The sequence below is a fragment of the Streptomyces sp. Ru71 genome (assembly GCF_002920535.1).
Lineage (GTDB): Bacteria > Actinomycetota > Actinomycetes > Streptomycetales > Streptomycetaceae > Streptomyces.
In genome coordinates this window covers 56409-80299 of the sequence record NZ_PQSS01000033.1, presented here as the reverse complement: position 1 = coordinate 80299, position 23891 = coordinate 56409, and the positions used below count along the sequence as shown (strand labels likewise).

Genomic DNA, 23891 nt, shown 5'->3' with positions numbered 1-23891 from the left:
CCTTCTCGTCGCCGGCCATGTGGTGGGCGACGCCGGAGGCGGTGTTGTGGGTGCGGGCGCCGCCGAGTTCCTCGAAGCCGACGTCTTCGCCGGTGACGGTCTTGATGACGTCGGGGCCGGTGATGAACATGTGGCTGGTCTGGTCGACCATGACGGTGAAGTCGGTGATGGCGGGGGAGTAGACCGCGCCGCCCGCGCAGGGCCCGACCACCAGGGAGATCTGCGGGATGACGCCGGAGGCGTGGGTGTTGCGGCGGAAGATCTCGCCGTAGGCGCCGAGCGAGGCGACGCCTTCCTGGATGCGGGCGCCGCCGGAGTCGTTGATGCCGATGACCGGGCAGCCGGTCTTCAGGGCGAAGTCCATGACCTTGCAGATCTTCTGGCCGTAGACCTCGCCGAGGGCGCCGCCGAAGACGGTGAAGTCCTGGGAGAAGACGGCGACGGGGCGGCCGTCGACGGTGCCGTAGCCGGTGACGACGCCGTCGCCGTAGGGGCGGTTGGCGTCCAGGCCGAAGTTCGTGGAGCGGTGCCGGGCGAACTCGTCCAGTTCCACGAAGGAGCCCTCGTCCAGCAGCAGCTCGATGCGCTCACGGGCCGTCAGTTTGCCCTTGGCGTGCTGCTTTTCCACGGCGCGTGCGGAGCCGGCGTGCGTCGCCTCCTCGATGCGGCGCTTGAGATCCGCGAGCTTGCCCGCGGTCGTGTGAATGTCGATGTCGTTCACTTCTCGCTCCACCAGGACTCTCTCTCGCTCCACCGGGACTTCGCTGATCAGAAGGTGTCGTGCGGGACGTGCACGCCCCAGACGTCGCGCAGGGCGTGGGACACCTCGCCCACGGTGGCGCGCTGCCGCAGCGCCTTGCGCATCGGGGGCAGCACGTTGTCCGTGCCCCGGGCGGCGGCCCGCACCTCGTCGAGGGCGCGCTCGACGGCGTCCTTGTCGCGCTCCTCGCGCAGCACCGCGAGGCGCTCGCACTGGTCGATCTCGATCTGCGGGTCGACGCGGAGCGGCTCGTAGGGCTCCTCCTCGTCCAGCACGTACTTGTTGACCCCGACGACCGTGCGCTCCTGGTGGTCGATCTCCAGGGCGATGCGGTACGCGGACTTCTCGATCTCGGACTTCTGGAAGCCCTGCTCGATCGCGGCGACGGCGCCTCCGCGGTCCTCCACGGCCTGGATCAGCTCCATGGCGGCCGCCTCGATGTCGTCCGTCATCGACTCCATGACGTACGACCCGGCGAACGGGTCCACCGTCTTGGTCACATCGGTCTCGTAGGCGATGACCTGCTGGGTGCGCAGGGCGAGGCGGGCCGCCTTCTGCGTGGGCAGGGCGATGGCCTCGTCGTAGGAGTTGGTGTGCAGGGACTGGGTGCCGCCGAGGACCGCGCCGAGGCCCTGCAGCGCGACCCGGACGAGGTTGACCTCGGGCTGCTGGGCGGTGAGCTGCACACCGGCGGTCTGGGTGTGGAAGCGCAGCATCTGCGACTTGGGGTTCTTCGCGCCGAACTCGTCACGCATGATCCGCGCCCAGATGCGGCGGGCGGCGCGGAACTTCGCGATCTCCTCCAGCAGCGTGGTCCGGGCGACGAAGAAGAACGACAGGCGCGGTGCGAAGTCGTCGACGTCCAGGCCGGCGGCGATCGCGGCGCGCACGTACTCCTTGGCGTTGGCCAGGGTGAAGGCGATCTCTTGCACGGGCGTCGCGCCGGCCTCGGCCATGTGGTAGCCGGAGATGGAGATGGTGTTCCAGCGCGGCAGTTCCTTGTGGCAGTAGGCGAAGATGTCGCTGATCAGCCGCAGGGACTGCTTGGGCGGGAAGATGTAGGTGCCGCGGGCGATGTACTCCTTGAGCACGTCGTTCTGGATCGTGCCGGTCAGCTGGTCGCCGGGCACGCCCTGTTCGGCCGCGACGAGCTGGTACAGCAGGAGCAGCGTGGAGGCCGGGGCGTTGATCGTCATCGACGTCGACACCTTGCCCAGCGGCAGGCCCTGGAACAGGGTGCGCATGTCGTCGATCGAGTCGATGGCCACGCCGACCTTGCCGACCTCGCCGCGGGCGATCGCCTCGTCGGAGTCGTAGCCCATCTGCGTCGGCAGGTCGAAGGCGACGCTCAGACCGCCGGTGCCGGCGGCCACCAGCTCGTGGTAGCGCTCGTTGGACTCCTTCGCCGTGCCGAACCCGGCGTACTGGCGCATGGTCCACGGGCGGCCCGTGTACATCGTCGGATACACGCCCCGGGTGAACGGGAACCGGCCCGGCGCCCCCAGCTTGGCGTCCGCGTCGAAGCCGGTGAGCGCTCCGCCGTCGTACAGCGGCTGGATCGGCAGCCCGGACTCGCTCTGTGCCACCACACGGACCTCCCTTGGTACTGGATCTACAATTAACGGTACTCAGTACCGTTGCCGGGGGCAAGAGCTGTCCGGGGGCTGGGTCGGGAGAGGATGGGGGCCATGAGCAAGCCAGCCGCGCGGATCCGACTCGCGGACGCCGCCTTCGCCCTCTTCGACGAGCGCGGATACGAGCAGACCACCGTCGACGACATCGCCGAACGGGCCGGGGTGGGACGTACGACCTTCTTCCGGCACTACCGGTCCAAGGAAGCCGTGATCTTCCCCGACCACGACCGGCTGCTCGACCTGATCCGGGACCGGCTGGCCACCTCCAGCCACAGCACGGCCCTGGTCGCCGTCTCGGACGCGGTCCGGCTGGTGCTGCTGCACTACATCGAGGAGGGCGACCTCGCGCGCCGGCGCTACGCCCTGACCAGCAAGGTCTCCGCGCTGCGCGACCGTGAGATCGCCAGCGTGGCGCGCTACCAGCGGCTGTTCCGCGAGTTCATCGCCGACTGGATGGGCGATCCCACGACGGCCGCGTCGCTGCGGGCCGAGCTCATGGCCGCGTCCGTGGTCGCGGCCCACAACCATGTGCTGCGCCGCTGGCTGCGCGGCGAGTCCGCCGACCCCGTCGCCGAGATCGACGAGGCGATGCGCGAGGTGCTCGCCCTGTTCCCGGCGCCGTCCGCGCACGAGGGGCAGAGCGGTACGACCGTGGTCGCCTTCCGCAGCGGTCAGGACCTCGACGCGCTGCTGCCCGCCCTGCGCCGCCTCGTGGACGGCGGACCCGTGAGCTGACCTGGACGGCGCTTGTAGGACAGGAACCGACCTAGAAGGCGGCTAGCGTCACCACCCCGATGGAACGAGTCGCAACGGGAGGCAGCCAGATGTCCGTCAAACCGGTTCCCGAGGGCTATCACACCGTGACGCCGTGGATCATCTCCCGCGACACGATGCGGCTGATCGACTTCCTGAAGAGGGCGTTCGACGCGGAGGAACTCGCCTGCCTCGCCGGCAAGGACGGGAGCATCGAGCACGCGGAGGTGCGGATCGGTGACTCGGTGGTGATGATGTTCGACGCACGGCCGGAGTGGCCGCCGACCCCCGGCTTCCTCCGCCTCTACGTCGAGGACGCCGACGCGGTGCACCGGCAGGCCGTCGCGGCCGGCGCCACCTCGGTCACCGAGGTCACCCACCTGTTCTTCGGGGAGCGGGTCGGGCGGGTGCGTGATCCGCTGGGCAACCTGTACTGGATCCAGACCCGCGTGGAGGAGCTGAGCCCGCAGGAGATGGAACGCCGGCTCGGCGACCCGGAGTTCACCGCGGCGATGGAATACGTCCAGAGCGCCGACTTCTTCCCGGGCCGCGCGGCCGGGCTCGGTTAGATCTGCGCGCTGCGGTGCGTCGGGCGGCCGTCCAGCACCGTCAGTACCACCGGCAGCTCCGGAAGGTCCGTGGCGGCCGTGGTGAGCGGGCTGTCGGTGAAGACGGTCAGGTCGGCGCGGTGGCCCACGGCGATCCGGCCGGCCCGGTCCTCCTCGCCGGCCGCGTAGGCGGCGTTGACCGTCATCGCCTGGAGTGCCTCCAGGGCGGTCAGCGCCTGCTCCGGGGCGTGCGGCGGCTGGGTGAGGTCGCGGGTGGGGCGGCGGTGGCGGGCGCCGGCCATCACGGTCAGCGGGGGATAGGGGGCGATGGGCCAGTCCGAGCCGAGGACGACCCGGGCGCCGGCGTCCCACAGGTCGCGGCAGCGCCAGGCGCGGGCGGCACGCTCCTCGCCGAGCCGGCGGGACCAGTTGTCGGTGTGGTCGGCGCGCGTGAAGTCGCAGCAGTGGGTGGGCTGCATGGAGGCGATGACACCCAGTTCGGCGAAGCGGCGCACGGTGTCGTCCGGGACCGTCTCGATGTGCTCGATCCGGTGGCGTACCGCGGTACCGCCGGCGGTGCGCGCCTTGTCGACGGCGTCCAGAACGTGCCGTACGGCCGCGTCGCCGATGGCGTGGGTGGCGACGGGCACCCCGGCGCGGTGCAGCTCGCCCACGACACGGGTGTAAACGGCGGGATCCGGCCAGAAGGCGTGCGTGGACTCGCCGTGGCAGTCGGGCTGCTCCAGCCAGGCCGTGCCGTTGTCGATGGTGCCGTCCATGAAGATCTTGACGCCGTCGACCCGCCACAGCCGGCCCCCGGTGCCCTGCTGCGCGATCAGCGCGCGCACCCCGTCCTCGTCCGTGCCGGGCTGGCACCAGGGCGCCACCCGCAGCCGCAGCGGCAGTTCGCCGGACGCGTCGAGCTCCCGGTACAGGTCCAGGCTGTCGCCGTTGGCGTCCATCGCGTGGCCGCCGGTCAGGCCGGTCGCGGCCATCGCGCGCAGGGCGTCCGCGAGGCGGGCGCGGCGCTCCTCGCGGGTGGGCCGCGGCGCGGCGCGCTCCACGAGTTCGCAGGCCGCGTCCTCCAGCAGCAGGCCGGTGGGATGACCCTGCTCGTCGCAGACGACCTCGGAGGCCTGGTCGAAGGTGCGCGGCCCGTCGACGCCCGCGAGCTCCAGCGCGCGCCGGCTGGCCAGCGCGGAGTGGGCGTCGAAGAGCAGCAGCAGGGCGGGCACGCCGTCGAGCACCGGGTCGAGGGCGGCGGACTCGACGGGGCGGTCGCCGAAGACGTTGGGGTCGAGCCCCCAGGCGTGCAGCCACGCCCCGGGCGTGAGGGTGGCCACCTCGCGGGCCAGGGCCGCGCGCACCTCGGTCAAATCGGTGCAGCCGGACAGGTCCAGGCCATGGGTGAGTTCGGCGCCGGAGACCGGGTGCAGATGGCCGTCGGTGAGGCCGGGCGTGACCACGGCGCCCTTGAGGTCGATCACCGTGGTGGCGGGGTCCGCGAGCGCGCGGATCTCCCGGTCGTCACCCAGGGCGGTGATGCGCCCGTCGGCCGCCGCGAGCGCGGTCTGCGGCAGGAAGGTGCCGGTGACCGGGTCGAGCAGACGACCGGAGAGCAGGACGAGGGACGTGCGCACAGCGGCTCCAGACAGGGGCGGGTGGGACTGAGAGGGGACCGGGGTCAGCTCAACGTGCCGGGGGGCAGGCCGAGTTCGCGTTCGGCGGTGGCGGCGGGCAGGCGCTGGATCGCGGCGGGCCGGTCGGGTGTGTCGGTGTTGGCGTGGACGCCCATGCCGTCCAGCACGATCAGGATCTGAATGGCCGTCACCAGCGGGTCGTCCGTGCGGAATTCCGCCGCCCGCACGCCCTCCTGGATGAGCCCGGCCAGCCGTTCGCGCCAGGCGGCCTCCTGCACCGCGACCCGTTCGCGCAGCACCGGGCGGTAGCGGCTGAGGTGCCGGGCGTTGATCCACAGGCGGCTGATCGCGTCGTAGGCCTCGCCGGTGGTCCGGGAGAAGAAGCCTCGCAGCCGCTCGGTGGGGGTGCCGCCCTCCGCGCCCTCCTGCGGCCCGTCGGGCAGCAGCGCGTCCAGCTCGCCGGTCGCGGCGCTGGCGAACGCCTCCGCGACCAGGTCCTCGACGGCGGGGAAGTAGTGGCTGATCAGCCCCGGCCGGACGTCGAGATCCTCGGCGATCCGGCGCAGGGTGACGATCTCCAGGCCCTCGGCCAGGGCGACCTCGGCGGCCGCAGCGACGATCTCCGCGCGCCGGGCGGCGGGGTCCTTGCGAACTCGTTTGCGCTGAACGCTTGACGGCATATCCCGGATGCTATTGAGTGTGCGACCAATAAGCAAGCGGGTGGCTCCGAGCAGGCCCCCGCCCCTTTCCGAGCGGCCCCCGCACCCGCGAGCGAGCCGTTTCCCGGCCCGCCCGGCGGGCACCCGCAACCAGCACGTGGAGTGACCTGATGGCCCCAACTACTCCGGAACCCGCCACGGACACGGGCGACCGCCACGGCGATCCGGCACCGCCTACCGCTCGCGTCGAGGCACACGGCGTCGACCACATCCCCGACAGCGAACGCCACGGCCGCCCGCGCCGGCTGTTCTCCGTGTGGGCCGCGGCCAACGTCAACTATCTGAGCCTGCTGGTCGGCGGCGCCCTGGTGCTCATGGGCCTGACGCTGTGGCAGGCCCTCGCCGTGATCGTGATCGGGAATTTGTTCTGGCTGCTCACGGGGTTGCTGGCGGTCTCCGGGCCGGCCGCCGGCGCCCCCAGCGAGGTCATCACCCGCGCCCTCTTCGGCGTCCTCGGCAACCGCGTCAACAACGCGGTCACCGGGTGGATGATCTCGGTCTGCTACTTCGCCCTGAACCTGTCCTCCGCCGCCGTGGCCGCCTTCGCGCTCATCGAGAAGGCCGGGATCACCGCGAACACCCCCGTCAAGATCGTGACCGTGGTCGTCATCGCCGCGCTCACGCTCGCCATCAGCATCTACGGCCACGCCTTCATCCTGAGGGTGTACCTGCCGATCACCCTGGCGCTCACCGCCGTCTTCGCCGTGGTGGCCGTCGGCGTCGTCCGGCACACCGACTTCTCCTACACGCCGCAGCAGCCCCTGAGCGGCACCGCCCTGTGGGCCACCCTCATCGGCGGTGTCACGATCATCGCCGCGGGCCCGCTGTCGTACACCACCAGCGCCGACTTCTCCCGCTACCTGCCCCGCGCCACCTCGCCGCGGGCCGTCGCCGGCTGGACCGCGCTCGGCGGCTTCGTGCCCAGCGTCGCGGTCTGCTCCCTCGGCGCGTTCGCCGCGACCGCCGTCGACATGACCGACCCGCAGACCGGTCTGGAGCAGGTGCTGCCGGGCTGGTTCACGCCGGTCTTCCTGCTCGCCCTGGTCCTCGGCACCATCGCCATCAACGCCCTGACCGGCTACAGCGCCGGCCTCGCCCTGCAGGCGGTCGGCCTGCGCATCCGACGCACCATCAGCGTGCTGTTCGACGGCACCGCCGCCGTCGCCCTCACGCTGTACGCGCTGCTGGTATCCGACTTCCTCGACACCGTCAGTCAGGTGCTCCAGCTGACCGTGATCCTGCTCGGCCCCAGCATGGCCGTCTACGCCACCGACATCGTCCTGCGCCGCAACCGCTACGACGGACTCGCGCTCATGGACGAGACCCCCCGCAGCCCCTTCTGGTACACGGGCGGCGTCAACTGGGCCGGCGCGGGCGCGCTCGCCGCCGGCATCACCGCCGGGGCGGTGTGCGTCAACACCCTCTACACCGGCCCCGTGGCCGGCGCGCTCGGCGGGATCGACCTGTCCCTGCCGGCCGGGATGGTCGTCGCCGCGGCCGTGTACGGGCTCACCATGCGCCGCAGCGCCGGCGTGCGCGCGGTCCGGGAGGCGGCGTGAACCGCCCCGGCATCCTGAACATCGGCGGGGACACCCCCAAGCGGCGCGGATACGACCGCGGACGCCAAGCCCGCGCCGGGATCGCCCGCTCCTGGGCCGTATACGACCGGCTGTTCACCACCCTCGCCGCCCAGCACCGGCGGACGATCGACGTCCCCGAGCTCGCCGAACGCTCGGTCGCGGCGACCCGGGCCTGGGCGCCCGCACTCGTCGAGGAGATGGAAGGCGTCGCCGAGGGCGCCGGGGTGCCGCTGTGGACCGTCGCCGCGCTCAACGCGCGCACCGAGATCCTGGCCGAGGCCGGCGCCCCGCGCACCGGCGAGTGCTCCACCGTCGTGCGCGTCGGTGCCCCCACGGCCGGCGGCCAGTGCTGGGACTGGCACGAGGAGCTGGCCGACGCCTGGCACATCCAGACCGTCACCGGAGGCGCGCGGAGCTTCGCCGGCATCACCGAGCACGGCATCCTCGCCAAGATCGGCGTGAATGACGCCGGGGTCGGCGTGCTGTTCAACATCCTCGGCCACCGCGACGACGGGGCCGGCGGGGTGCCCGTCCACCTGGTCGCCCGTCAGGTGCTGGGCGAGGCGGGCTCCTTCGAGCAGGCGCTCGCCCTGCTCGCCGACGCCCCCGTGTCCGCGTCCACGGTCCTCACCGTGGTGACCGCGGACCGGGCGGCGTCGGTCGAGCTGAGCGCGGCCGGAAGCGCGGTCGTCGAGCCCGGCGCCGAGGGATGGCTGGTGCGCACCAACCACTTCCTCGCCCCCGGCCTCGCCGCCGGGGAACTGCGCGGCCGACGGGAGCCGGAGACGTACGAACGCCACCGCCTGCTCAGCCGGCGCGTGCTCGGCCGCGGCGCCCCCGCCGGTCCCGGCGAACTGGCGGACCTGCTCACCGCACACGGAGACGAGGACGGCGCCCAGGTGTGCTGCCACGCCCCGGACGGCGGTGACCTGGGCACCCGCTGGGCGACGCTGGCCACGGTCGCGCTCGACGCCACCGAGCGGCACCTGACGGTCCACAAGGGCAGCCCGTGCACGGCAGGCCCGACCACGTGGACGACGACCAGGGCGCCGGTGCGCTGACCCAACTGCCGCCCCTGTCGGCGGGGGGGGGGGCGTGGCAGGCCGCGCATCCCGTGGGCCGGTGGGCAGGGAAGGGCCACCGGGCGAAGCCGATCCGACGCTCGCGGGGTGGTGTGCACCCCGAGGGCGAGGCAACCGGGCGGCGCACCTCGCCCGAGCCGGTGGTTCGCCCCAGCGGCCCGGGGTTGCTCGGGACACGCCCCCGGACGGGCGAAACCGGGGGAGTGTGGGCCAGTCGGTCATACCGTGCCATATATGATGAAACGCCACTTCTCCTACCTGGCATGCACCGCCGTGCTGGCCGGTGCGGGCATCGGGGCGGCGCCGCCCGTGCAGCCGCACACGCTCGTCGTGCATCCCGGGCAGTCGATCCAGAAGGCCGTGGACGCCGCACGTCCCGGCGATACCGTGCTCGTCGCCCCCGGCACCTACCACGAGAGCGTGAAGGTGACGACCCCCAACCTGACCCTGCGCGGCAAGGGCCGGGACACGGTGATCAAGCCGGGCACCGACAAGAAGGCGAACGCCTGCGCCCAGAACGGCAACGGCGTCTGCGTGGTCGGCACCAAGGGCCACACCCTCAAGGGCGTCACCATCGCCTCCCTCACCGTCACCGGCTTCCCCAACTCCGGCGTGTTCGCCCTGGCCACCGACGGCCTGACGGTGCGCCGGGTGAGCGCCGTGAAGAACGGGGTGTGGGGCATCGCCCAGGAACGCTCCGTGCGCGGCGTGTTCGTGCACAACACCGCCCGGGGCAACGGGGACGCCGGCCTGTTCCTCGCCAACGCCATCAAGGCCGAAGCGGGCGCGACGAACACCCAGGGCACGGTCGTCGAGTACAACCGGCTGCAGGACAACCGGATCGGCGTCACCGTGCGCCGGCTGCGCAACCTGACCGTCGCCCACAACGGCGTCACCGGCAACTGCGCGGGCGTCTTCGTCGTCGGCGACGAGAACAAGCCCAAGGCCGGCGACCTCACCGTCGCGGACAACCGCATCACGCAGAACAACAAGTCCTGCCCCAAGACCGAGCGGCTGCCCGCCCTGCAGGGCTCCGGCATCGTGCTGACCGGCGCCGAGAAGGTCCTCGTGACCGGCAACGAGATCACCGGCAACGCCGGCACCTCGCCGCTGTCCGGCGGCATCGTGCTGTACAAGAGCATGGTCGGCGCCACCAGCGAGCGGAACACGATCCGGGACAACAGGCTGTCCGCCAACTCCCCGGCCGACCTGGTCAACGGCGAGACCGCCAAGACCAACACCTTCACCGGCAACGCCTGCGCGGCCTCCCGGCCCGCCGGCCTGTGCTGACCCCCGGACCCGACGTCCGGTGAACCCGGACAGGAAGGAAGGCGGCGCATGACGACCGCACAGACCGCCCCACCGCCGCCCATGCGGCTCAGGGAGCTCGTGTTCGGGGCGGCGTGCGCCGCCGCCCTCCGCGCGGCCGCCCGGCTGGGCGTCGCCGACGCCCTCGGTGAATCCCCCATGGCCGTGGAGGACCTCGCGGCCGCCGTGAAGACCGAACCCAAGCCGCTGCGGCGGCTGCTGCGCGCCCTGACCTGCTACGGCGTCTTCGCCGAGCAGGCGGACGGCACGTTCGCGCACACCGATATGTCCCGGCTGCTGCGCGAGGACGACCCGCACAGCCTGCGCGCCATCACCCTGTGGTGCACCGAGCCGTGGACCTGGGACGCCTGGCCCCGCCTCGACGAGGCCGTACGCACCGGCCGCAACGTCGTCGAGGACCTCTACGGCAAGGAGTTCTTCACCTATCTCCACGAGGACGCCCCCGAGTCGGCGGCCGTCTTCAACCAGGCCATGACGACCTCCAGCCGTCAGTCGGCGCGGGACGTCACCGAGCTGCTCGATCTTTCGGGGAGCTCGTCGGTGGCCGACATCGGCGGCGGCCAGGGGCATGTGGTCGCCGGCTTCCTGGAGAAGTACCCGGAGATGCGGGGCACCCTGCTCGACCTGCCCGGCGTGGTGGAGAACGCCGACCCGCGCCTGCGCCCGGGCGGCTCCCTCGCCGACCGGGTGAGCATCGTCCCCGGCGACTGCCGGGTGGCGATCCCGGTGAAGGCGGACGTCTACATCATCAAGAACATCCTGGAGTGGGACGACGAGAGCACCGCCCGGTGCCTGCGCAACGTCGTCGAGGCGGGCGGTCCGGGCACCCGGGTCGTCGTGATCGAGAACCTCGTCGACGACACCCCGTCGATGCGGTTCAGCACGGCCATGGACCTGCTCCTGCTGATGAACGTCGGCGGCGCCAAGCACACCACCGACAGCATGGTGAGCCGGCTGACGGCAGCCGGGCTCGTCATCGACGACATCAGCCCGGTCAACCCCTATCTGCACGCGTTCGACTGCACCGTGCCCCGCTGACCGGCGGGCCACCCAAGGCACGACGGAGGCGGGACCGCTCGGGTCCCGCCTCCGTCGTGTGCGTCGGGTCGCGTCACTCCTCGGGGGAGCAGCGGTCCGTGATCGGCTCCATCCGGGCCAGCGCCACGACCTTCCGCAGGTCCACGCCGTCGGACACGGCGCCCTCGCCGTCCAGCAGCGTGGTCAGATCGGCCACCTGCCGCGCGTCCGTCAGACCCAGCACCCGCCCGGCGTCGGCCTCCAGACCGCCACGCACGTCGAGCAGCCGTACGACGATCTCGTCGCGCTGGAAGATCGTGCTGCGCAGGACCGGGTTGCGCGGGTCCTCCGCCGCCGCCTCGTCGCGCTGCGCGAGCAGCTGGGCCAGGCGCATGCCCTCACCGGGCCGGGCCGGGTAGTACAGCGCGTGCCGTTCTCCTTCGGCGCCCTGCCCCTGGTCCGTCGTCACATGGTGGACGGCCGGCAGCGCGGCGCGCGTGAAGAACACCCGGGCGGAGTCCGGGTCGTCCAGGTCCCGGTCCTGCTCCAGATGCGGGTTGATGGCCTCCTCGACAGCCCGCACCTGCGGCTGGCGTGCCACGTGGCGCAGGGCCGCGAGCAGGTCGCCGCGCACCTCGATGGCCCGTACGACCCGGTTGCCGTGCATGAACAGGGAGGTGCGGCACAGCCGGGTGGTGTCGTCGACGTGCGGCTCGGGCGAGGCGTAGTCGGCGAGGATCTTCGCCACGGCCTGCTCGCTGCCCGGCTTGACCGTGAAGGTCAGCGCGTGCCGGATGATGCCGTCGCCGATCCGGGGGGAGGCCTGGAGCTGCCCGGCGGTGCCCGGCGCCTCCCCGCTGGTCTCGCGCACCACGTGGAAGCGCAGCGAGCGGGTGTCACGGACGCAGCCGTGCAGCGGCCGCACCATCCGCACGTGCTCCTCGCTGTTGACCCAGGCGAGGAACGGCGGGGCGCTCTCCCACTCGCTCGTGATGAGCCACTGGGAAGGGTTCTCGATCGACTGGCACAGCTGGTCGCTGACGTGTCCGGGGACGGACGCGACATGGTGGCACAGCTGCTCGTAGGCCTCCAGGAACTGCTGCTGGGCGCCGTCGTTGACGTCCACCAGCAGGACGACCCGCAGCCTGGAGCCGTCGAACACGGACTGGGAGACCCGCTGCGACACCTGCCGCGCCGGCGGTCGTTCTGAGGTGGTGGTCATCTGGCGCACGTCTCCTTCACGGGACAGCGGAACACGAGGAGGGGAACGGGGAACGGGGAGGAACGGACAGCGCTGACGCCGGCACAGCCGGCCTGCGTCCGATCCTGGGCCGCTCCCCGCACCGCCGCGACTCGTGCGGACCACGCGGGTGAGTTCCGGGCGGTGGCGGCGGCGGTTCAGACGATGTGCCGGCCGCCGTCCACGGTGAGGACGTCACCGGTCGTGTACGCGGCCCGGGTCAGGTCCAGCACGGCCTCGGCGACGTCCTCGGGGCCGCCGACGCGGCGCAGCGGCGTGTTCGCGGTGATCCAGTCGCGGGAGTCCTCCCAGAACCGCTCGGCCTCGTCGTACCAGGGCGTGCCGATGAGGCCCGGCGCGACGGCGTTGACCCGGATGCGGGGGCCGAGCTGGGCGGCGAGCAGCCGGGTGAGATGGTTCAGCGCCGCCTTGCTCACCGCGCAGGGGACGGAGCTGCCCAGCGCGCGGGTGGCCGAGAGTTCCGCCGACGGGATGAAGCGGGTGGTGCCCGCGTTGTTGACGAGGATGTCCAGCCGCCCGCAGGCGTCGGCGGCGCTCCGCACGATCCGCGGGCGTCCGCCGGGTCGGCCACGTCGCCCTGGATATAGACGGCGCTGGGCAGTTCCCCTGTGGCTGGTCGATGCGGCGACCCTAGTATGCCGTGATGCGAAATCTAAATTCTGCTATACGGAAGTGATGGCGAGGGGGAGTGAGGGTACTCGCCGCCCGTCCCACCCGCCCGGCGGAGGTACACCGTGTCCCGACCGAACGACCGCATCCAGGACCCCTGGGGAGCCCGGACCCCCTACGCGCCCGGCACCCCCTGGCCGGAACGCGTCGACCAGCGCCTGGCCGACGGCGTCACCGAGGACGACATCGAGCGCTGGGTGCCCGCCGCGTCCGTGCTGCACTCCAACGGCGACGCCATGGACATCGCCGTGGCCCAGGGCCGGATCGCCGGCGTGCGGGGCCGGCCCGGCGACCGGGTCAACCGGGGCCGCCTCGGCCCCAAGGACCTGTACGGCTGGCAGGCCAACCACTCGGCCGACCGGCTCACCCGGCCCCTGGTGCGCCGGGACGGGCGGCTCGTCGAGTGCGACTGGGACACCGCCATGGACCGCCTCGCCACCCGCAGCCGGGAACTCCTCGACACCAAAGGCCCCGGCTCGATCGGCTTCTACACCACCGGCCAGCTGTTCCTGGAGGAGTACTACACCCTCGCCGTGCTGGCCAAGGCCGGCATCGGCACCAACCACCTCGACGGCAACACCCGGCTGTGCACCGCCACCGCCGCCGAGGCGCTCAAGGAGACCTTCGGCTGCGACGGGCAGCCCGGGTCGTACGAGGACTTCGACCACGCCGACACCATCGCCCTGTTCGGGCACAACATGGCCGAGACGCAGACCGTGCTGTGGGCGCGCGTCCTGGACCGGCTGGAGGGACCGACGCCGCCCCGCCTGGTCTGCGTCGACCCCCGGCACACGGCGGTGGCCCGCCGGGCCGAGGTCCACCTCGCCCCGCGCCCCGGCACCAACGTGGCCCTGCTCAACGCCCTGTTGCACGAGATCATCCGCACCGGCCGCGTCGACCGCGACTACATCGAGCGCAACACCGTCGGCTTCGAGGAACTGGCCGCCATGGTGGAGCCGTGCACCCCGCGCTGGGCCGCCGGCATCTGCGACGTCCCGGCCGCCGCCATCCAGGGCGCGGCCGAGATCCTCGGCGGCGCCGAGCGGCTGACCTCCACCGTCCTGCAGGGCGTCTACCAGTCCCACCAGGCCACCGCGGCCGCCGTCCAGGTGAACAACCTCCACCTGATCCGCGGCATGCTCGGCCGGCCGGGCTGCGGCCTGCTGCAGATGAACGGCCAGCCCAGCGCCGAGAACACCCGCGAGTGCGGTGCCGACGGCGACCTGCCGGGCTTCCGCAACTGGCAGAACGACGAGCACGTCGAGGAACTGGCGCGCATCTGGAACGTCACCCCCGAGAAGATCCCGCACCACGGCCCGCCCACGCACGCCATGCAGATGTTCCGCTACGCCGAACAGGGCTCCCTCCGCATGCTGTGGATCTCCGGCACCAACCCCGCCGTCTCCCTGCCCGAGCTGTCCCGCATCCGCTCGATCCTCGCCCAGGAGCGGCTGTTCGTCGTCGTGCAGGACCTGTTCCTCACCGAGACCGCCCAGCTCGCCGACGTCGTCCTGCCCGCGGCCACCTGGGGCGAGAAGACCGGCACCCTCACCAACGCCGACCGCACCGTGCACCTCGCGGAAAAGGCCGTCGAACCGCCCGGCGAGGCCCGCCCCGACCTCGACATCTTCCTGGAGTACGCCCGCCGGATGGATTTCCGCGACAAGGACGGCGGCCCGCTGATCACCTGGCACGACCCCGAGTCGGCCTTCGAGGCCTGGCAGCGCTGCAGCGCGGGCCGGCTGTGCGACTACACCGGCCTGAGCTACGACAAGCTGCGCGACGGCGGCATCCAGTGGCCGTGCACCCCGGACAGCCCCGAGGGCACCGCCCGCCTCTATACCGACGGCTTCCCCTTCGCCCACCCCGACGCCTGTGAGAGCTACGGCAAGGACCTGGTCACCGGCGCCACCGTGGAACCCGTCGAGTACCGCTCCCTCAACCCGGACGGCAAGGCGGTCCTCAGGGCCGCCGAGTACGTCCCGCCGCACGAGGGCACCTCACCGGAGCACCCGCTGCTGCTGATCACCGGCCGCACGGTGTACCACTTCCACACCCGCACCAAGACCGGCCGCGCCCCGGAGCTGAACGCCGCCGCCCCCGACGTGTGGGCCGAGATGTCCCCCGAGGAGGCCTCCCGGCAGGGCCTGGCCGACGGCGACCTGGTCCAGGTCACCACCCCGCGCGGCGCGATCCGGGCCCGGCTGCGCACCACCGCCATGCGCGACGGCACCGTCTTCGTGCCCTTCCACTACGGCTACTGGGACACCCCGCAGGGCCACCGCCCGCCCGACGACGGCCCCGGCCGCGCCGCCAACGAGACGACGATCACCGACTGGGACCCCGTCTCCAAGCAGCCGCTGTTCAAGACCGCCGCGGCCCGCGTCACCCTCGTCGCCCGCCGCGACACCGCCACACGCGCCCGCACCGAGGCAGGGAGCAGGACATGACCGGCATCACCACGACGCTGCGCACCCTGCACAACGGGGAGCGCGACCTGGAGGAGGCCCTGCTGGCCGCCGCCGAACGCCACCGCACCGACCACGAGTTCCACCACGTGGCCATCGACTGCGCCCGCTGGTCGCGCGAGCACAGCGCCCGCCTGGCCGCCGTCGGCCACCACTACGGCCTCGACCTGCCCGGCCCCCACGACCACCCCACGCCCGGCGCCCTCGCCATGCTGCGCGAGAAGGCCGCCGAGGCGCTCGGCCGGCGCCCCGAGACCGGGCTGCTGCTCCTGCACGACCTGCGCGACCTGCACCTGGCCGCCGCCCGCAACTCCGTCCACTGGGAGATGCTCGCCCAGGCCGCACAGGCCTCCCGCGACGAGCGCCTGCTGGAACTGGTCTCCTCCTGCCACCCCCAGACCCTGCGTCAGATGCGCTGGACCAACACGATGATCAAGGTGCTGTCCCCGCAGCTGCTGCTGAGCGTGTAGAGGGCCGGCGGCGTCGTTCTCCCGGACGCCCCGGCCCGTGTGGGCCCGCGTGCCACGTCAGCCGGCGGCCACGGTGGTGCTGCCGGTGATCTCCACGCCGTGGCGCGGTGGCTTCTTCGGCTTCTTCCTGACGGCGTCGACCTGGACCTGGGCGTCGTGCTGCGTCAGGGACGCGGCGACCTCCAGCGCTGCCGGCGCGGCCAGCGCGCCGCAGAGTGCGAGACCGCACACGGCGACGGCGGTGCGGCTGCGAAGTGCGGCTTCCATGGGTGCCTCACCTGGTTTCGGCGCTTGTTCCCTACGCCTTCCACGCTCCTCCCCGGCGCCCGAAGGCGTCAACATACAGGGGAAACTTCCGGCGTAAAGTCGCTTGCCGCTTCAACCTCCGAGAGAGGTCCAGGGCGCTCAGCCGCACCCGGTGCGGGTGAAGGTCTCCCCGGTCTGGCGGGAGCGCAGCTCCTCCAACGTGCGCTGCTGCCGGGCGGCGCGCTCCAGCAGTTCGTCCAGCCGGGCCGCGTCCAGGCGGGGTTCGACGTCGGTGAGCCGGCGCAGCGACTGCCAGCCGGACGCCTTGCCCTCCACCGCCATCCGCAGCAGCTCCAGCTCCAGCAGCGTGCTCAGCGGGGAACGGCGCACCAGGCGGCCGTTGGTCTTCAGCCGGCCCGCCTTCTCGCCGAGCCAGCCCGCGTACGCCTTGTACCTGCGCACCGGCACGTCCACGGCCCGCATGATGTCCACCAGGCTCCTGCGGTCCTGGTCGATCTCGGCGGCCACCGGACGCAGGGCCGCCCCCAGCTCGGTGCCCCGCTGCGAGCGCGTCAGGTGCCGTACCCGCTCCACGCCCGCGGTGGCGCCGGCGAGATGGTCGTTGAGGTAGATGCCCAGCAGGTCCGCGTCCACGGCCCCGGGCGAGCGGTCGTTCATCGTTCCTCCCTCCGGCTAGCCGTCGCCGTGCCCCGGCTCGGCCATCCTGCGGTGGAGCGCGGCCTTGGCCGCGTCGGGCAGGACCTTGTCGGCCACGCCCTGCGCCTTCGTCTTCAGCGACCCGGTGACCACCTTCCCGCGGCCCTTCATCACCGCCTCGAACGCCTGCTCGGCGACCTGTGCGGGATCGTCCTTCTCCGCGCTGCCGACCCGCGTGTCCTCCATGCCGGCCCGGCGGAAGAAGTCCGTCTCCGTCGGGCCGGGCATGAACGAGGTGACGGTGACGCCGGTGTCCTTCAGCTCCTCGCGCAGGGCCTGCGCGAAGGACTGCACGAACGACTTCGACGCGTTGTACACCGGCTGGAAGGAGCCGGGCATCATCGCCGCGACCGACGACGTGAACAGCATCCGGCCCACCCCGCGCGCCACCATCTGCCGCAGCAGCGGCTTGGCCAGCCGGACCGTCGAGGTGACGTTCAGGTCGATCACCGCCTGGTCGTCGGTCAGATCGGTGTCCACGAACGCCCCGCCCCGGCCCACCCCGGCGTTGAGCGCGGCCACGTCCACCTGCAGGCCGGTCGTGGCGGCGACCAGCGTGTCGACGCCCGCCGGATCCCGCAGATCGGCCCGGACGGCCCGCACCGAGGCGCCCGTCTCCTCCCGCAGCCGCTGCGCGGCGTGTTCGAGCCGGTCGTCCTCGGCGTTCACCAGCAGGTCGAAGCCGGCCTGTGCGAACTGCCGGGCCAGTTCGAATCCGATGCCGCTGGAGGCCCCGGTCACCAGGGCGAGCGGCCGTGTCTCAGTCATGCCGACCAAGTAACCGCGCCCCGCCCCGCCAACCGTCCGGCACCCCGTGCCCGTCCAGCGGTCCCACCGTCCAGCCCGCCGCCCGGCAGTCGGCCACCAGCTCCGGGAGCGCGGCGAGCGCGGCACGCCAGCAGCCCGGGGCCGAGGTGACGTCGGAGTCGTGCAGCAGGACCGTGCCCCCGCCGCGCAGATCGGCGGCCACCGACGCCCGTACGGAGGCGGCCGTGGCGTCGGCCGTCCAGTCCCGGCCCCAGGCACTCCACAGCACCGGCCGCAGCCCGGCGGCACGGGCGGCCGCCCAGCGCCCCGAGGTGAGGATGCCGTAGGGCGGGCGGTACCAGCGCGGACGGCGTCCGGTCAGCTCCCGCACCACCGAGACGGCCGCCCGCACGTCCCGGGCGTCACGCGCAGGCGAGGGCCGCCACGGGCGCTCGTGCGCCCAGCCGTGCACGGCGACCTCGTGCCCCCGGCGGGCCGTCTCCCGCAGTACGGCGGGATGCCCGGTGGCGCGCGCGCCGAGCACGAAGAACGTCGCCCGCACGCCCAGTTCGTCCAGCACGTCCAGGAAGCGCGGCGTGGACACCGGATCGGGGCCGTCGTCGAAGGTGAGGGCGACATGACCGGTACGGCCCACACCGGCCAGTCCCGGCAGCAGGCGGCGCCGCGGCCCGGGCAGCCAGGTGGCGGCCGGCCCGATGTGGGCCAGCGACAGGCCCGCGGCGCCCCACAGGGCCGTACGGCACAGGGGGCCGGGATTCATCGCACGTCCGCCTCCTCCTCGGGCCGGCGGGGCGCGTCCCAGGCGCCCGAGACCGACGGCGCCCGCGCCAGGCCCACACTGCCCAGACCGATCAGCGTCACCCCGATCAGCTCGGGCACGATCCGCACGCCGAGCACGATGTGCTCCTGGAACAGGGCCCAGCCCAGCGCCACGCTGGTCAGCGCGTCGCCCAGGGTCAGCGCCGGCTGCGACGCCGCCAGCGTGCCCGCCCGCAGCGAGCCCTGCAACAGCGCGAACGCCACCAGACCGGCCGCGACCGTCGCATACGGCGGCCACTGCGCCGGCACGGCGCCCACCCCCTGCGACAGCCGGCCCATCACCTCCTTCAACAGGGCGGCCGTACAGGCGAACGACACGGCCGACGCCAGCCCGAGCAGGGCGGCGCGCGGTGCGCCCCGCACCGTCCGGGCCACCAGCACCAGCCCCGCCACCACCCCGGCGGCCACCGCCCCGGCCAGCAGCCAGCGGCCCGGCGAGGCCGTGGTGCGGGCCCCGGACGGCGCGGCCGTGCCCAGGAACAGCGCCAGCCCGGCCGCGAGCGCAGTGAACGCCAGCCAGGTGCGCCGGTCGGGCCGGTGCCCGAAGACCACACTGCCCACGGCCAGGGTGAACAACAGCTCCGCGGTCAGCAGCGGCTGCACCAGCGACAGGCTGCCCTCGGCCAGCGCCGCCGCCTGCAGCACCGTGGACGCGAGCAGCAGCAGCGCGCCGGCCAGCCAGTACGGCCGGCGCAGCAGACGGGCGAACAGGCGCAACGCGCCACGGGCCCCGTCGCCGTCCGCGGGCTCCGCCGCAGCGGCCCGCCGCTGGAACACGGACGCGGAGGCGTTCGACAGCGCCGCCAGCAACGCGAGGACGACGATGAGCGCGGTCACCCGGGAACCGGCCCTCTCCGCCGCCCGTGCTGCGGGCTCATCCGAACCGTGCGGCCAGCCGCCGGTACAGACCCGGAGCCATGCCGTGCACCCGTACGGGCAGCCGCAGCCAGCCCGGCACGTACACCTCGTCCAGATCCCGGCGCACCGCCCGCCACACGGCGTCCGCCACCCGCTCCGGCGGGACGGGCCGGGGCCGCGCGCGCCGGTAGGGCTCGCCCCGACGCTCGAAGAACGGGGTGTCCACCACGCCGGGCACCACATGGCTGACCCGCACCCCGCTGCCGTGCAGCTCGTAGCGCAGCGCGTCGGCGAACACGCCCAGCGCCGCCTTCGCGGCCGAGTAGACCGCCTCACCGCGCACCCCGACGGCGCCCGCCAGGGAACCGACCAGCACCACCCGTCCCGAGCCCGCCCGGACCATGTGCGGCACCAACTGCCGCACCAGGCCGATGGTCGCGGTCAGATCGAGGTCGATCACGTCCTGGATGGCGCGCGGCGGCATGGTGCGGAAGTCACCGGCCCAGCCGATGCCCGCGCCCGCCACCAGCAGGTCCACCCGCCCGGTGCGGTCCAGCACGAAGTCGGTCAGCCGCCGGTCGGTGCCGGGGCTGGTCAGGTCGGCAGGGAAGACGGCGGCGGAAGCCTGTCCGGCGACCCGTTCCAGGCGCAGCACGTCGCGGCCGTTGAGCACCAGATACCAGCCCCCCGCGGCGGCCAGCCGCCGTGCGACGGCCGCCCCGATGCCGGAGGACGCGCCGGTCACCACCGCCACCCCCCGGTGCGCGGGCCGGCCGTCGGCGCCGAGCAGACCCGGGTCGGCGACCCGCTCCGGCACGCTCCCGGGCGGTTGATCGGCGTGTCGGGCGCTGAGCGGGGCACGGGTCATGGGGCGGCCTTCGGGGTGCGACGGAGAACGCCGGAGAGGAGTATCCCGTCATGAGCCCGTCGAAACGCCTGGCCCGCCGCCGCTCGGGTGGTCGCCGGCCGGGGGGAGAAGCGCACGACGTGAACACCACCTTTCTGCTCGTCAGTGCCAGTATGGGCGCCGGACACGACACCGTCGCCCGGGAACTGGCCCGCCGGGCGCACGAGCGGGGACAGCGGGCCGAGGTCGTGGACGTCCTCGACCTGCTGCCCCGCCCGCTGGGCGCGGCCCTGCGCCACGGCTACCGCTCCGCGGTGCTGCACGCCCCCTGGACGTACGCCGCCGTCTACCGCGCCCTGCTGCGGCGCGGCGGCGGACCGCGCCCCAGCGGGGTCCCGCTGGCCCGGCTCGCCGCCGGGCCGCTGACCGAGCGGGTGGAGGCCGGCGGCGCCGACGTGGTCGTGCCCGTGTTCCACCTCGCCGCCCAGCTCACCGGCCATCTGCGGGCGCGCGGGCTGCTGCGGGTGCCGAGCACGGTGTGCCTGGTGGACTTCGCGGTCCACCGGCAGTGGCTGCACCCCGGCAACGACCGCTACTTCTGCCTCACCGAGGAGGCGGCGCGTGCCGTGCGCGCGGACACCGGCACACCGGCCGAGGCCACCGGCCCGGTCGTGGCCCCCGGTTTCCTCGCCGCCCCGGACGGCCGGGCCGCCCACTGGCGGGACCGGTTCGCTCGCCATCCGCACGGCGACCGGCCCGTGGTGCTCTCCTCGGGTGCCTGGGGCGCCGCCTTCGGGATGCCCGCCACCGCCCGGGCGCTCGCGCACGCCGGATTCCTGCCGGTCGTGCTGTGCGGCCGCAACGAGCGCCTGCGCGCCCGGCTTCACGAGGTGCCGGGCGTGCTGGCCCTCGGCTGGGTCGACGACATGCCGGGACTGCTGCACGCGGCCCGCGCGCTCGTCGACAACGCGGCCGGCCAGACCGCCGTACAGGCCCTCGCCGCGGGGCTGCCGGTCGTCGGCCACCGTCCGATGCCGGGCCACGGCGCGGAGGGCGTGGCCCGGATGGCGGCGCTCGGCATATCCGACGCGGCGGCCGACACCACCGCCCTGCTCGCCTCACTCGAACGGCTCACCGCCGACGGCCCCGAGCGCACCGGCCGCATCGCGCGGGGCCGCGCGCTGTTCCGGCAGGACGTCCTGAGCCGGGCGGCGGAAGCGGCCCGGGCGGTCGGTGTGTGAGCCGGGCGGCTGAAACCGCCCGGCCGGTACCCGTGTGATCGCCGGTACGGGTGTTCCGCACAGGGCGCTGGGCACCCGCCGGCCATGGACGTCACCCATCGCCCCCGGCTCGACCGTTCCCTCACCGCCCTCGCCCAGGGCTACACCTGGCTGCCCGGCCTGCTCCGCCACGCCCCTGGCGACGCGGTGGCCACCCGGGTGCTGGGCAAGCCGGCCCTCGCGCTGCGCGGACCGGAGGCGGTGCGGTTCTTCTACGACGAGCAGCACGTGCACCGCTCCGGCGCGCTCCCCGGCCCCGTGCTGAGCACCCTGTTCGGGCACGGCGCCGTGCACACCCTCGACGGGGACGCCCACCGCGCCCGCAAGGAGCTGTTCCTGCCCCTGCTGCACGCCGACCGGATCGCCGCCCTCGTCGAACACACCATCCCGGCCTGGGACGACGCCGTACGCGACTGGAGTACGGCCGAGCAGGTGGTGCTGTTCGACGCGGCGAGCGAGGTGCTCACCCGGGGCGTGTGCCGCTGGGCCGGGATCCCGCTCGACGAAGAGGGCGGCGAGGTCACCGGGCTCGCCCGGGACCTGGTCGCGATGGTCGACGGCTTCGCCACGGCCGGGCCCCGGCACTGGCGGGCCCGCCGCGCCCGCAGCCGTCAGGAGCGGCGGTTCGCCCGGCTGGTGGAGGACGTGCGCGCCGGAGTCGCCGAGGCCCCCGACGGCAGCGTCCTCGCCGCCGTGTGCCGCCACCGCGAGGCCACCGGGGAGGAGCCGGACACCCATACGGCCGCCGTCGAGCTGCTGAACGTCGTCCGCCCCACGGTCGCCCTGTGCTGGTTCGTGGCCTATGCGGCGCACGCCCTGCACCGGTGGCCCGAGCACCGCGAGCGGCTGCGCGCCGGCGACATGGCGTACGCCGCCGCGTTCACCCACGAGGTGCGCCGCTTCTACCCCTTCGTGCCCTACCTCGGCGGCCTGGCCGCCGAGGACCTGACCTGGCGCGGCGTGACGGTGCCGGCCGGCGGGCTGGTCCTGCTCGACGTCTTCGGCCAGAACCACGACGCCGGGCTGTGGGGCGATCCCTACACCTTCCGGCCCGAGCGGTTCCTGGAGCACGTCGTCGACCGCGACGAGCTGATCCCGCAGGGCGGCGGCGACCCCCGCACCGGCCACCGCTGCCCCGGCGAGGGCCTGACCATCGGAGTGCTCGAAGCGCTCGCGCTGCGCCTGGCCGGTCTCGACTACACGGTGCCGGCCCAGGACCTGCGGATCTCCCTGCGGCGCATCCCGGCCCAGGTGGCCGACGGATTCGTGCTGCGGGACGTGCGCGTGCCGGCCGGGCACAGGGCCCACGCCGCCTGAACTCTCGTACTGCGTGACAAGTCGTCCACGGACACGTACCCCCTGATCAGTCGTCCACGGACAGCTGCCGGGGCCCGTCGGCAACCGCAACCCGCACCTCGAACCCTCCGCGCCCGTCGAACCGCACGTCGTACACGGCGTCGAAGCCGTCGGCGGGCGCGGGCCGGCGCAGCCGCCGCAAGGTGGCGTGCACACCGACGTCGGGGACGCGCTCGCGGCCCGGACGGTCGGCGTTGCGGCGCAGCGAGCCCGCCAGGTCCGGCGGGAACCAGTACGCGGTGACCCGCGCCCCGTGCGCCCGGCCCGCCGCCACCAGCGGAGCCCACTCCTCGGGCGAGGGATTGGTGTTGTCCACCGTCACCGACAGCCCCGCCGCCAGCGCCTCCTCGACCAGCCGCATCTGGCGGGCCTGCTTGTGCCGGGCCGAGCGGGGGAAGCGGTCCTTGCTCACCAGCACGTGACGGCCGCTCAGGCACCGCTCGTGGAAGGTCGTCTTCCCGGACGCCTGCAACCCCACCAGCACCGCCAGTTCCGCCACCGCGCTCAGCCCTCGGCGCTCGACTGCGCCCACGTCCAGGCGTACTGCAGCCAGTCCGCCGCCGTCAGCGCGGTCAGCCCCGCGCACACCAGCCGGGTGCCCCGGGGCGTGACCGCGTAGGAGCCCACCAGCGCACCCGCCACCCAGGCCGCGACGCAGAACGGGCAGGACACCAGGTCGCCCACCGCGCGCTGGGCACCGCTGCCGCGCGGCGCGTCCATCACCTCGCTGCCGTCGCCCTCCTCGGCCCGCCGGGTGAACGGCGCCCGCAGAAAGCTGGTGATCTTGTCCTTCGACAGCAGCCGGGACGCCTTGAACACCGCCGTGCCCATCAGGGCGACGTCCCACGGGGGCACCCGCTCGGGCGGCCGTACGCCCCGGCGGTGCGCCACCGCGGTGAACAGCGCGGCGCCCGCGGTGAAGGTCGCGGCGAGCGCGGCGTAACCGCCCAGGGGCGCCTCGTCCTCGTCGGCGTAGCGGGGTGCCGTCATGAAAACCTCCCTGATCGGCCGGTCCGGCCCGGGGGCCGGGTGCCCCACCGCGCGCGCGGCCACACGCGACCGCACACTGA

At 73.5% G+C, this 23891-nt stretch carries 24 protein-coding genes; 10 read left to right on the top strand and 14 right to left on the bottom strand.

All coding sequences use genetic code 11. The features are described from left to right. Nucleotides 1-733, bottom strand: a 733-nt coding sequence (locus tag C3489_RS20515) for an acyl-CoA carboxylase subunit beta (protein WP_374936761.1), incomplete at its 3' end; no start/stop codon positions are given. A gap of 35 nt (nucleotides 734-768) precedes the next feature. Next, the gene (locus C3489_RS20510; protein WP_103783401.1) at nucleotides 769-2349 is read right to left on the bottom strand and encodes a methylmalonyl-CoA mutase; all 1581 of its coding nucleotides are present in this window, start codon (nucleotides 2347-2349) and stop codon (nucleotides 769-771) included. Between the two features lie 99 nt (nucleotides 2350-2448). On the opposite strand from C3489_RS20510, the gene C3489_RS20505 reads away from it, so the two are divergent. Further along, nucleotides 2449-3129: a TetR/AcrR family transcriptional regulator gene (locus tag C3489_RS20505; RefSeq protein ID WP_103783399.1), complete on the top strand. Its 681-nt coding sequence runs from the start codon at nucleotides 2449-2451 to the stop codon at nucleotides 3127-3129. Nucleotides 3130-3218: 89 nt separating this feature from the next. Beyond that, on the top strand, nucleotides 3219-3716 hold the full coding sequence (locus tag C3489_RS20500) for a VOC family protein (protein WP_103783397.1): 498 nt from the start codon (nucleotides 3219-3221) through the stop codon (nucleotides 3714-3716). On the opposite strand, the gene C3489_RS20495 is transcribed toward C3489_RS20500, so the two are convergent. Next, nucleotides 3713-5335 (bottom strand): amidohydrolase, encoded by a 1623-nt coding sequence (locus C3489_RS20495; RefSeq protein WP_103783395.1) that lies wholly within the window; start codon nucleotides 5333-5335, stop codon nucleotides 3713-3715. The two genes, C3489_RS20500 and C3489_RS20495, sit on opposite strands and share 4 nt — an antisense overlap. A 44-nt stretch (nucleotides 5336-5379) precedes the next feature. Then, entirely contained in the window at nucleotides 5380-6015 is a 636-nt protein-coding gene (locus C3489_RS20490) for a TetR family transcriptional regulator C-terminal domain-containing protein (protein WP_103783393.1), read from the bottom strand. A gap of 149 nt (nucleotides 6016-6164) precedes the next feature. Between C3489_RS20490 and C3489_RS20485 the strand changes: the two genes are divergently transcribed. The 4 genes from C3489_RS20485 (at nucleotide 6165) to C3489_RS20470 (ending at nucleotide 11083) form a co-directional block, all read left to right on the top strand. Then, the gene (locus tag C3489_RS20485) at nucleotides 6165-7613 is read left to right on the top strand and encodes a cytosine permease (protein ID WP_103783391.1); all 1449 of its coding nucleotides are present in this window, start codon (nucleotides 6165-6167) and stop codon (nucleotides 7611-7613) included. Continuing rightward, nucleotides 7610-8695: a C45 family peptidase gene (locus C3489_RS20480; protein WP_103783389.1), complete on the top strand. Its 1086-nt coding sequence runs from the start codon at nucleotides 7610-7612 to the stop codon at nucleotides 8693-8695. The genes C3489_RS20485 and C3489_RS20480 overlap by 4 nt, the downstream gene beginning before the upstream one ends. A 255-nt stretch (nucleotides 8696-8950) precedes the next feature. Next, entirely contained in the window at nucleotides 8951-10006 is a 1056-nt protein-coding gene (locus C3489_RS20475) for a nitrous oxide reductase family maturation protein NosD (RefSeq protein ID WP_103783387.1), read from the top strand. Nucleotides 10007-10054: 48 nt separating this feature from the next. Continuing rightward, the gene (locus tag C3489_RS20470) at nucleotides 10055-11083 is read left to right on the top strand and encodes a methyltransferase (protein ID WP_103783385.1); all 1029 of its coding nucleotides are present in this window, start codon (nucleotides 10055-10057) and stop codon (nucleotides 11081-11083) included. A 73-nt stretch (nucleotides 11084-11156) separates the two neighbouring features. Here the strand turns inward: C3489_RS20470 and C3489_RS20465 are convergent, their stop codons facing one another. Both C3489_RS20465 and C3489_RS20460 read right to left on the bottom strand, forming a co-directional pair. Further along, the gene (locus tag C3489_RS20465; RefSeq protein WP_103783384.1) at nucleotides 11157-12284 is read right to left on the bottom strand and encodes a SchA/CurD-like domain-containing protein; all 1128 of its coding nucleotides are present in this window, start codon (nucleotides 12282-12284) and stop codon (nucleotides 11157-11159) included. Between the two features lie 176 nt (nucleotides 12285-12460). Continuing rightward, nucleotides 12461-12865: an SDR family NAD(P)-dependent oxidoreductase gene (locus tag C3489_RS20460; protein ID WP_181139763.1), complete on the bottom strand. Its 405-nt coding sequence runs from the start codon at nucleotides 12863-12865 to the stop codon at nucleotides 12461-12463. Between the two features lie 192 nt (nucleotides 12866-13057). Between C3489_RS20460 and C3489_RS20455 the strand changes: the two genes are divergently transcribed. Both C3489_RS20455 and C3489_RS20450 read left to right on the top strand, forming a co-directional pair. Next, nucleotides 13058-15442, top strand: a complete 2385-nt coding sequence (locus tag C3489_RS20455; RefSeq protein ID WP_103783381.1) for a molybdopterin oxidoreductase family protein — start codon at nucleotides 13058-13060, stop codon at nucleotides 15440-15442. Then, nucleotides 15439-15930: a hypothetical protein gene (locus C3489_RS20450; RefSeq protein ID WP_103783379.1), complete on the top strand. Its 492-nt coding sequence runs from the start codon at nucleotides 15439-15441 to the stop codon at nucleotides 15928-15930. The genes C3489_RS20455 and C3489_RS20450 overlap by 4 nt, the downstream gene beginning before the upstream one ends. A gap of 57 nt (nucleotides 15931-15987) precedes the next feature. On the opposite strand, the gene C3489_RS20445 is transcribed toward C3489_RS20450, so the two are convergent. From C3489_RS20445 to C3489_RS20420, 6 genes are all read right to left on the bottom strand, one after another. Continuing rightward, nucleotides 15988-16197, bottom strand: a complete 210-nt coding sequence (locus C3489_RS20445) for a hypothetical protein (RefSeq protein ID WP_103783377.1) — start codon at nucleotides 16195-16197, stop codon at nucleotides 15988-15990. A gap of 138 nt (nucleotides 16198-16335) precedes the next feature. Then, nucleotides 16336-16854 (bottom strand): hypothetical protein, encoded by a 519-nt coding sequence (locus tag C3489_RS20440; RefSeq protein WP_103783375.1) that lies wholly within the window; start codon nucleotides 16852-16854, stop codon nucleotides 16336-16338. A gap of 15 nt (nucleotides 16855-16869) precedes the next feature. Beyond that, complete coding sequence (locus tag C3489_RS20435) at nucleotides 16870-17661, bottom strand: SDR family oxidoreductase (RefSeq protein ID WP_103783373.1); 792 nt, start codon at nucleotides 17659-17661, stop codon at nucleotides 16870-16872. Further along, complete coding sequence (locus C3489_RS20430) at nucleotides 17654-18421, bottom strand: polysaccharide deacetylase family protein (RefSeq protein ID WP_103783371.1); 768 nt, start codon at nucleotides 18419-18421, stop codon at nucleotides 17654-17656. Before C3489_RS20430 ends, C3489_RS20435 begins: the two co-directional genes overlap by 8 nt. Further along, complete coding sequence (locus C3489_RS20425) at nucleotides 18418-19317, bottom strand: DMT family transporter (protein WP_103783370.1); 900 nt, start codon at nucleotides 19315-19317, stop codon at nucleotides 18418-18420. The genes C3489_RS20430 and C3489_RS20425 overlap by 4 nt, the downstream gene beginning before the upstream one ends. 37 nt (nucleotides 19318-19354) lie before the next feature. Next, the gene (locus tag C3489_RS20420; RefSeq protein ID WP_103783368.1) at nucleotides 19355-20206 is read right to left on the bottom strand and encodes an SDR family oxidoreductase; all 852 of its coding nucleotides are present in this window, start codon (nucleotides 20204-20206) and stop codon (nucleotides 19355-19357) included. Between the two features lie 152 nt (nucleotides 20207-20358). Here C3489_RS20420 and C3489_RS20415 point away from each other — a divergent pair, with 152 nt between their 5' ends. Both C3489_RS20415 and C3489_RS20410 read left to right on the top strand, forming a co-directional pair. After that, on the top strand, nucleotides 20359-21426 hold the full coding sequence (locus C3489_RS20415) for a glycosyltransferase (protein ID WP_103783404.1): 1068 nt from the start codon (nucleotides 20359-20361) through the stop codon (nucleotides 21424-21426). 84 nt (nucleotides 21427-21510) lie between these two features. After that, nucleotides 21511-22782, top strand: a complete 1272-nt coding sequence (locus tag C3489_RS20410; protein ID WP_103783366.1) for a cytochrome P450 — start codon at nucleotides 21511-21513, stop codon at nucleotides 22780-22782. Nucleotides 22783-22828: 46 nt separating this feature from the next. Here the strand turns inward: C3489_RS20410 and C3489_RS20405 are convergent, their stop codons facing one another. Beyond that, on the bottom strand, nucleotides 22829-23353 hold the full coding sequence (locus tag C3489_RS20405; protein WP_258054868.1) for an ATP-binding protein: 525 nt from the start codon (nucleotides 23351-23353) through the stop codon (nucleotides 22829-22831). Next, complete coding sequence (locus tag C3489_RS20400) at nucleotides 23326-23811, bottom strand: DUF1360 domain-containing protein (protein ID WP_103783364.1); 486 nt, start codon at nucleotides 23809-23811, stop codon at nucleotides 23326-23328. The genes C3489_RS20405 and C3489_RS20400 overlap by 28 nt, the downstream gene beginning before the upstream one ends. Nucleotides 23812-23891: the final 80 nt, after the last annotated feature.

Excerpts from the sequence above, each read along its gene's own strand:
- C3489_RS20485 (WP_103783391.1), top strand. The coding sequence starts at position 6,165 with ATGGCCCCAACTACTCCGGAACCCGCCACGGACACGGGCGACCGCCAC.
- C3489_RS20450 (WP_103783379.1), top strand. The coding sequence starts at position 15,439 with ATGACCGGCATCACCACGACGCTGCGCACCCTGCACAACGGGGAGCGC.
- C3489_RS20415 (WP_103783404.1), top strand. The coding sequence starts at position 20,359 with ATGGGCGCCGGACACGACACCGTCGCCCGGGAACTGGCCCGCCGGGCG.
- C3489_RS20420 (WP_103783368.1), bottom strand. The coding sequence starts at position 20,206 with ATGACCCGTGCCCCGCTCAGCGCCCGACACGCCGATCAACCGCCCGGG.
- C3489_RS20435 (WP_103783373.1), bottom strand. The coding sequence starts at position 17,661 with ATGACTGAGACACGGCCGCTCGCCCTGGTGACCGGGGCCTCCAGCGGC.
- C3489_RS20445 (WP_103783377.1), bottom strand. The coding sequence starts at position 16,197 with ATGGAAGCCGCACTTCGCAGCCGCACCGCCGTCGCCGTGTGCGGTCTC.
- C3489_RS20505 (WP_103783399.1), top strand. The coding sequence starts at position 2,449 with ATGAGCAAGCCAGCCGCGCGGATCCGACTCGCGGACGCCGCCTTCGCC.
- C3489_RS20440 (WP_103783375.1), bottom strand. The coding sequence starts at position 16,854 with ATGAACGACCGCTCGCCCGGGGCCGTGGACGCGGACCTGCTGGGCATC.
- C3489_RS20430 (WP_103783371.1), bottom strand. The coding sequence starts at position 18,421 with ATGAATCCCGGCCCCCTGTGCCGTACGGCCCTGTGGGGCGCCGCGGGC.
- C3489_RS20410 (WP_103783366.1), top strand. The coding sequence starts at position 21,511 with ATGGACGTCACCCATCGCCCCCGGCTCGACCGTTCCCTCACCGCCCTC.
- C3489_RS20490 (WP_103783393.1), bottom strand. The coding sequence starts at position 6,015 with ATGCCGTCAAGCGTTCAGCGCAAACGAGTTCGCAAGGACCCCGCCGCC.
- C3489_RS20470 (WP_103783385.1), top strand. The coding sequence starts at position 10,055 with ATGACGACCGCACAGACCGCCCCACCGCCGCCCATGCGGCTCAGGGAG.
- C3489_RS20500 (WP_103783397.1), top strand. The coding sequence starts at position 3,219 with ATGTCCGTCAAACCGGTTCCCGAGGGCTATCACACCGTGACGCCGTGG.
- C3489_RS20465 (WP_103783384.1), bottom strand. The coding sequence starts at position 12,284 with ATGACCACCACCTCAGAACGACCGCCGGCGCGGCAGGTGTCGCAGCGG.
- C3489_RS20400 (WP_103783364.1), bottom strand. The coding sequence starts at position 23,811 with ATGACGGCACCCCGCTACGCCGACGAGGACGAGGCGCCCCTGGGCGGT.
- C3489_RS20475 (WP_103783387.1), top strand. The coding sequence starts at position 8,951 with ATGATGAAACGCCACTTCTCCTACCTGGCATGCACCGCCGTGCTGGCC.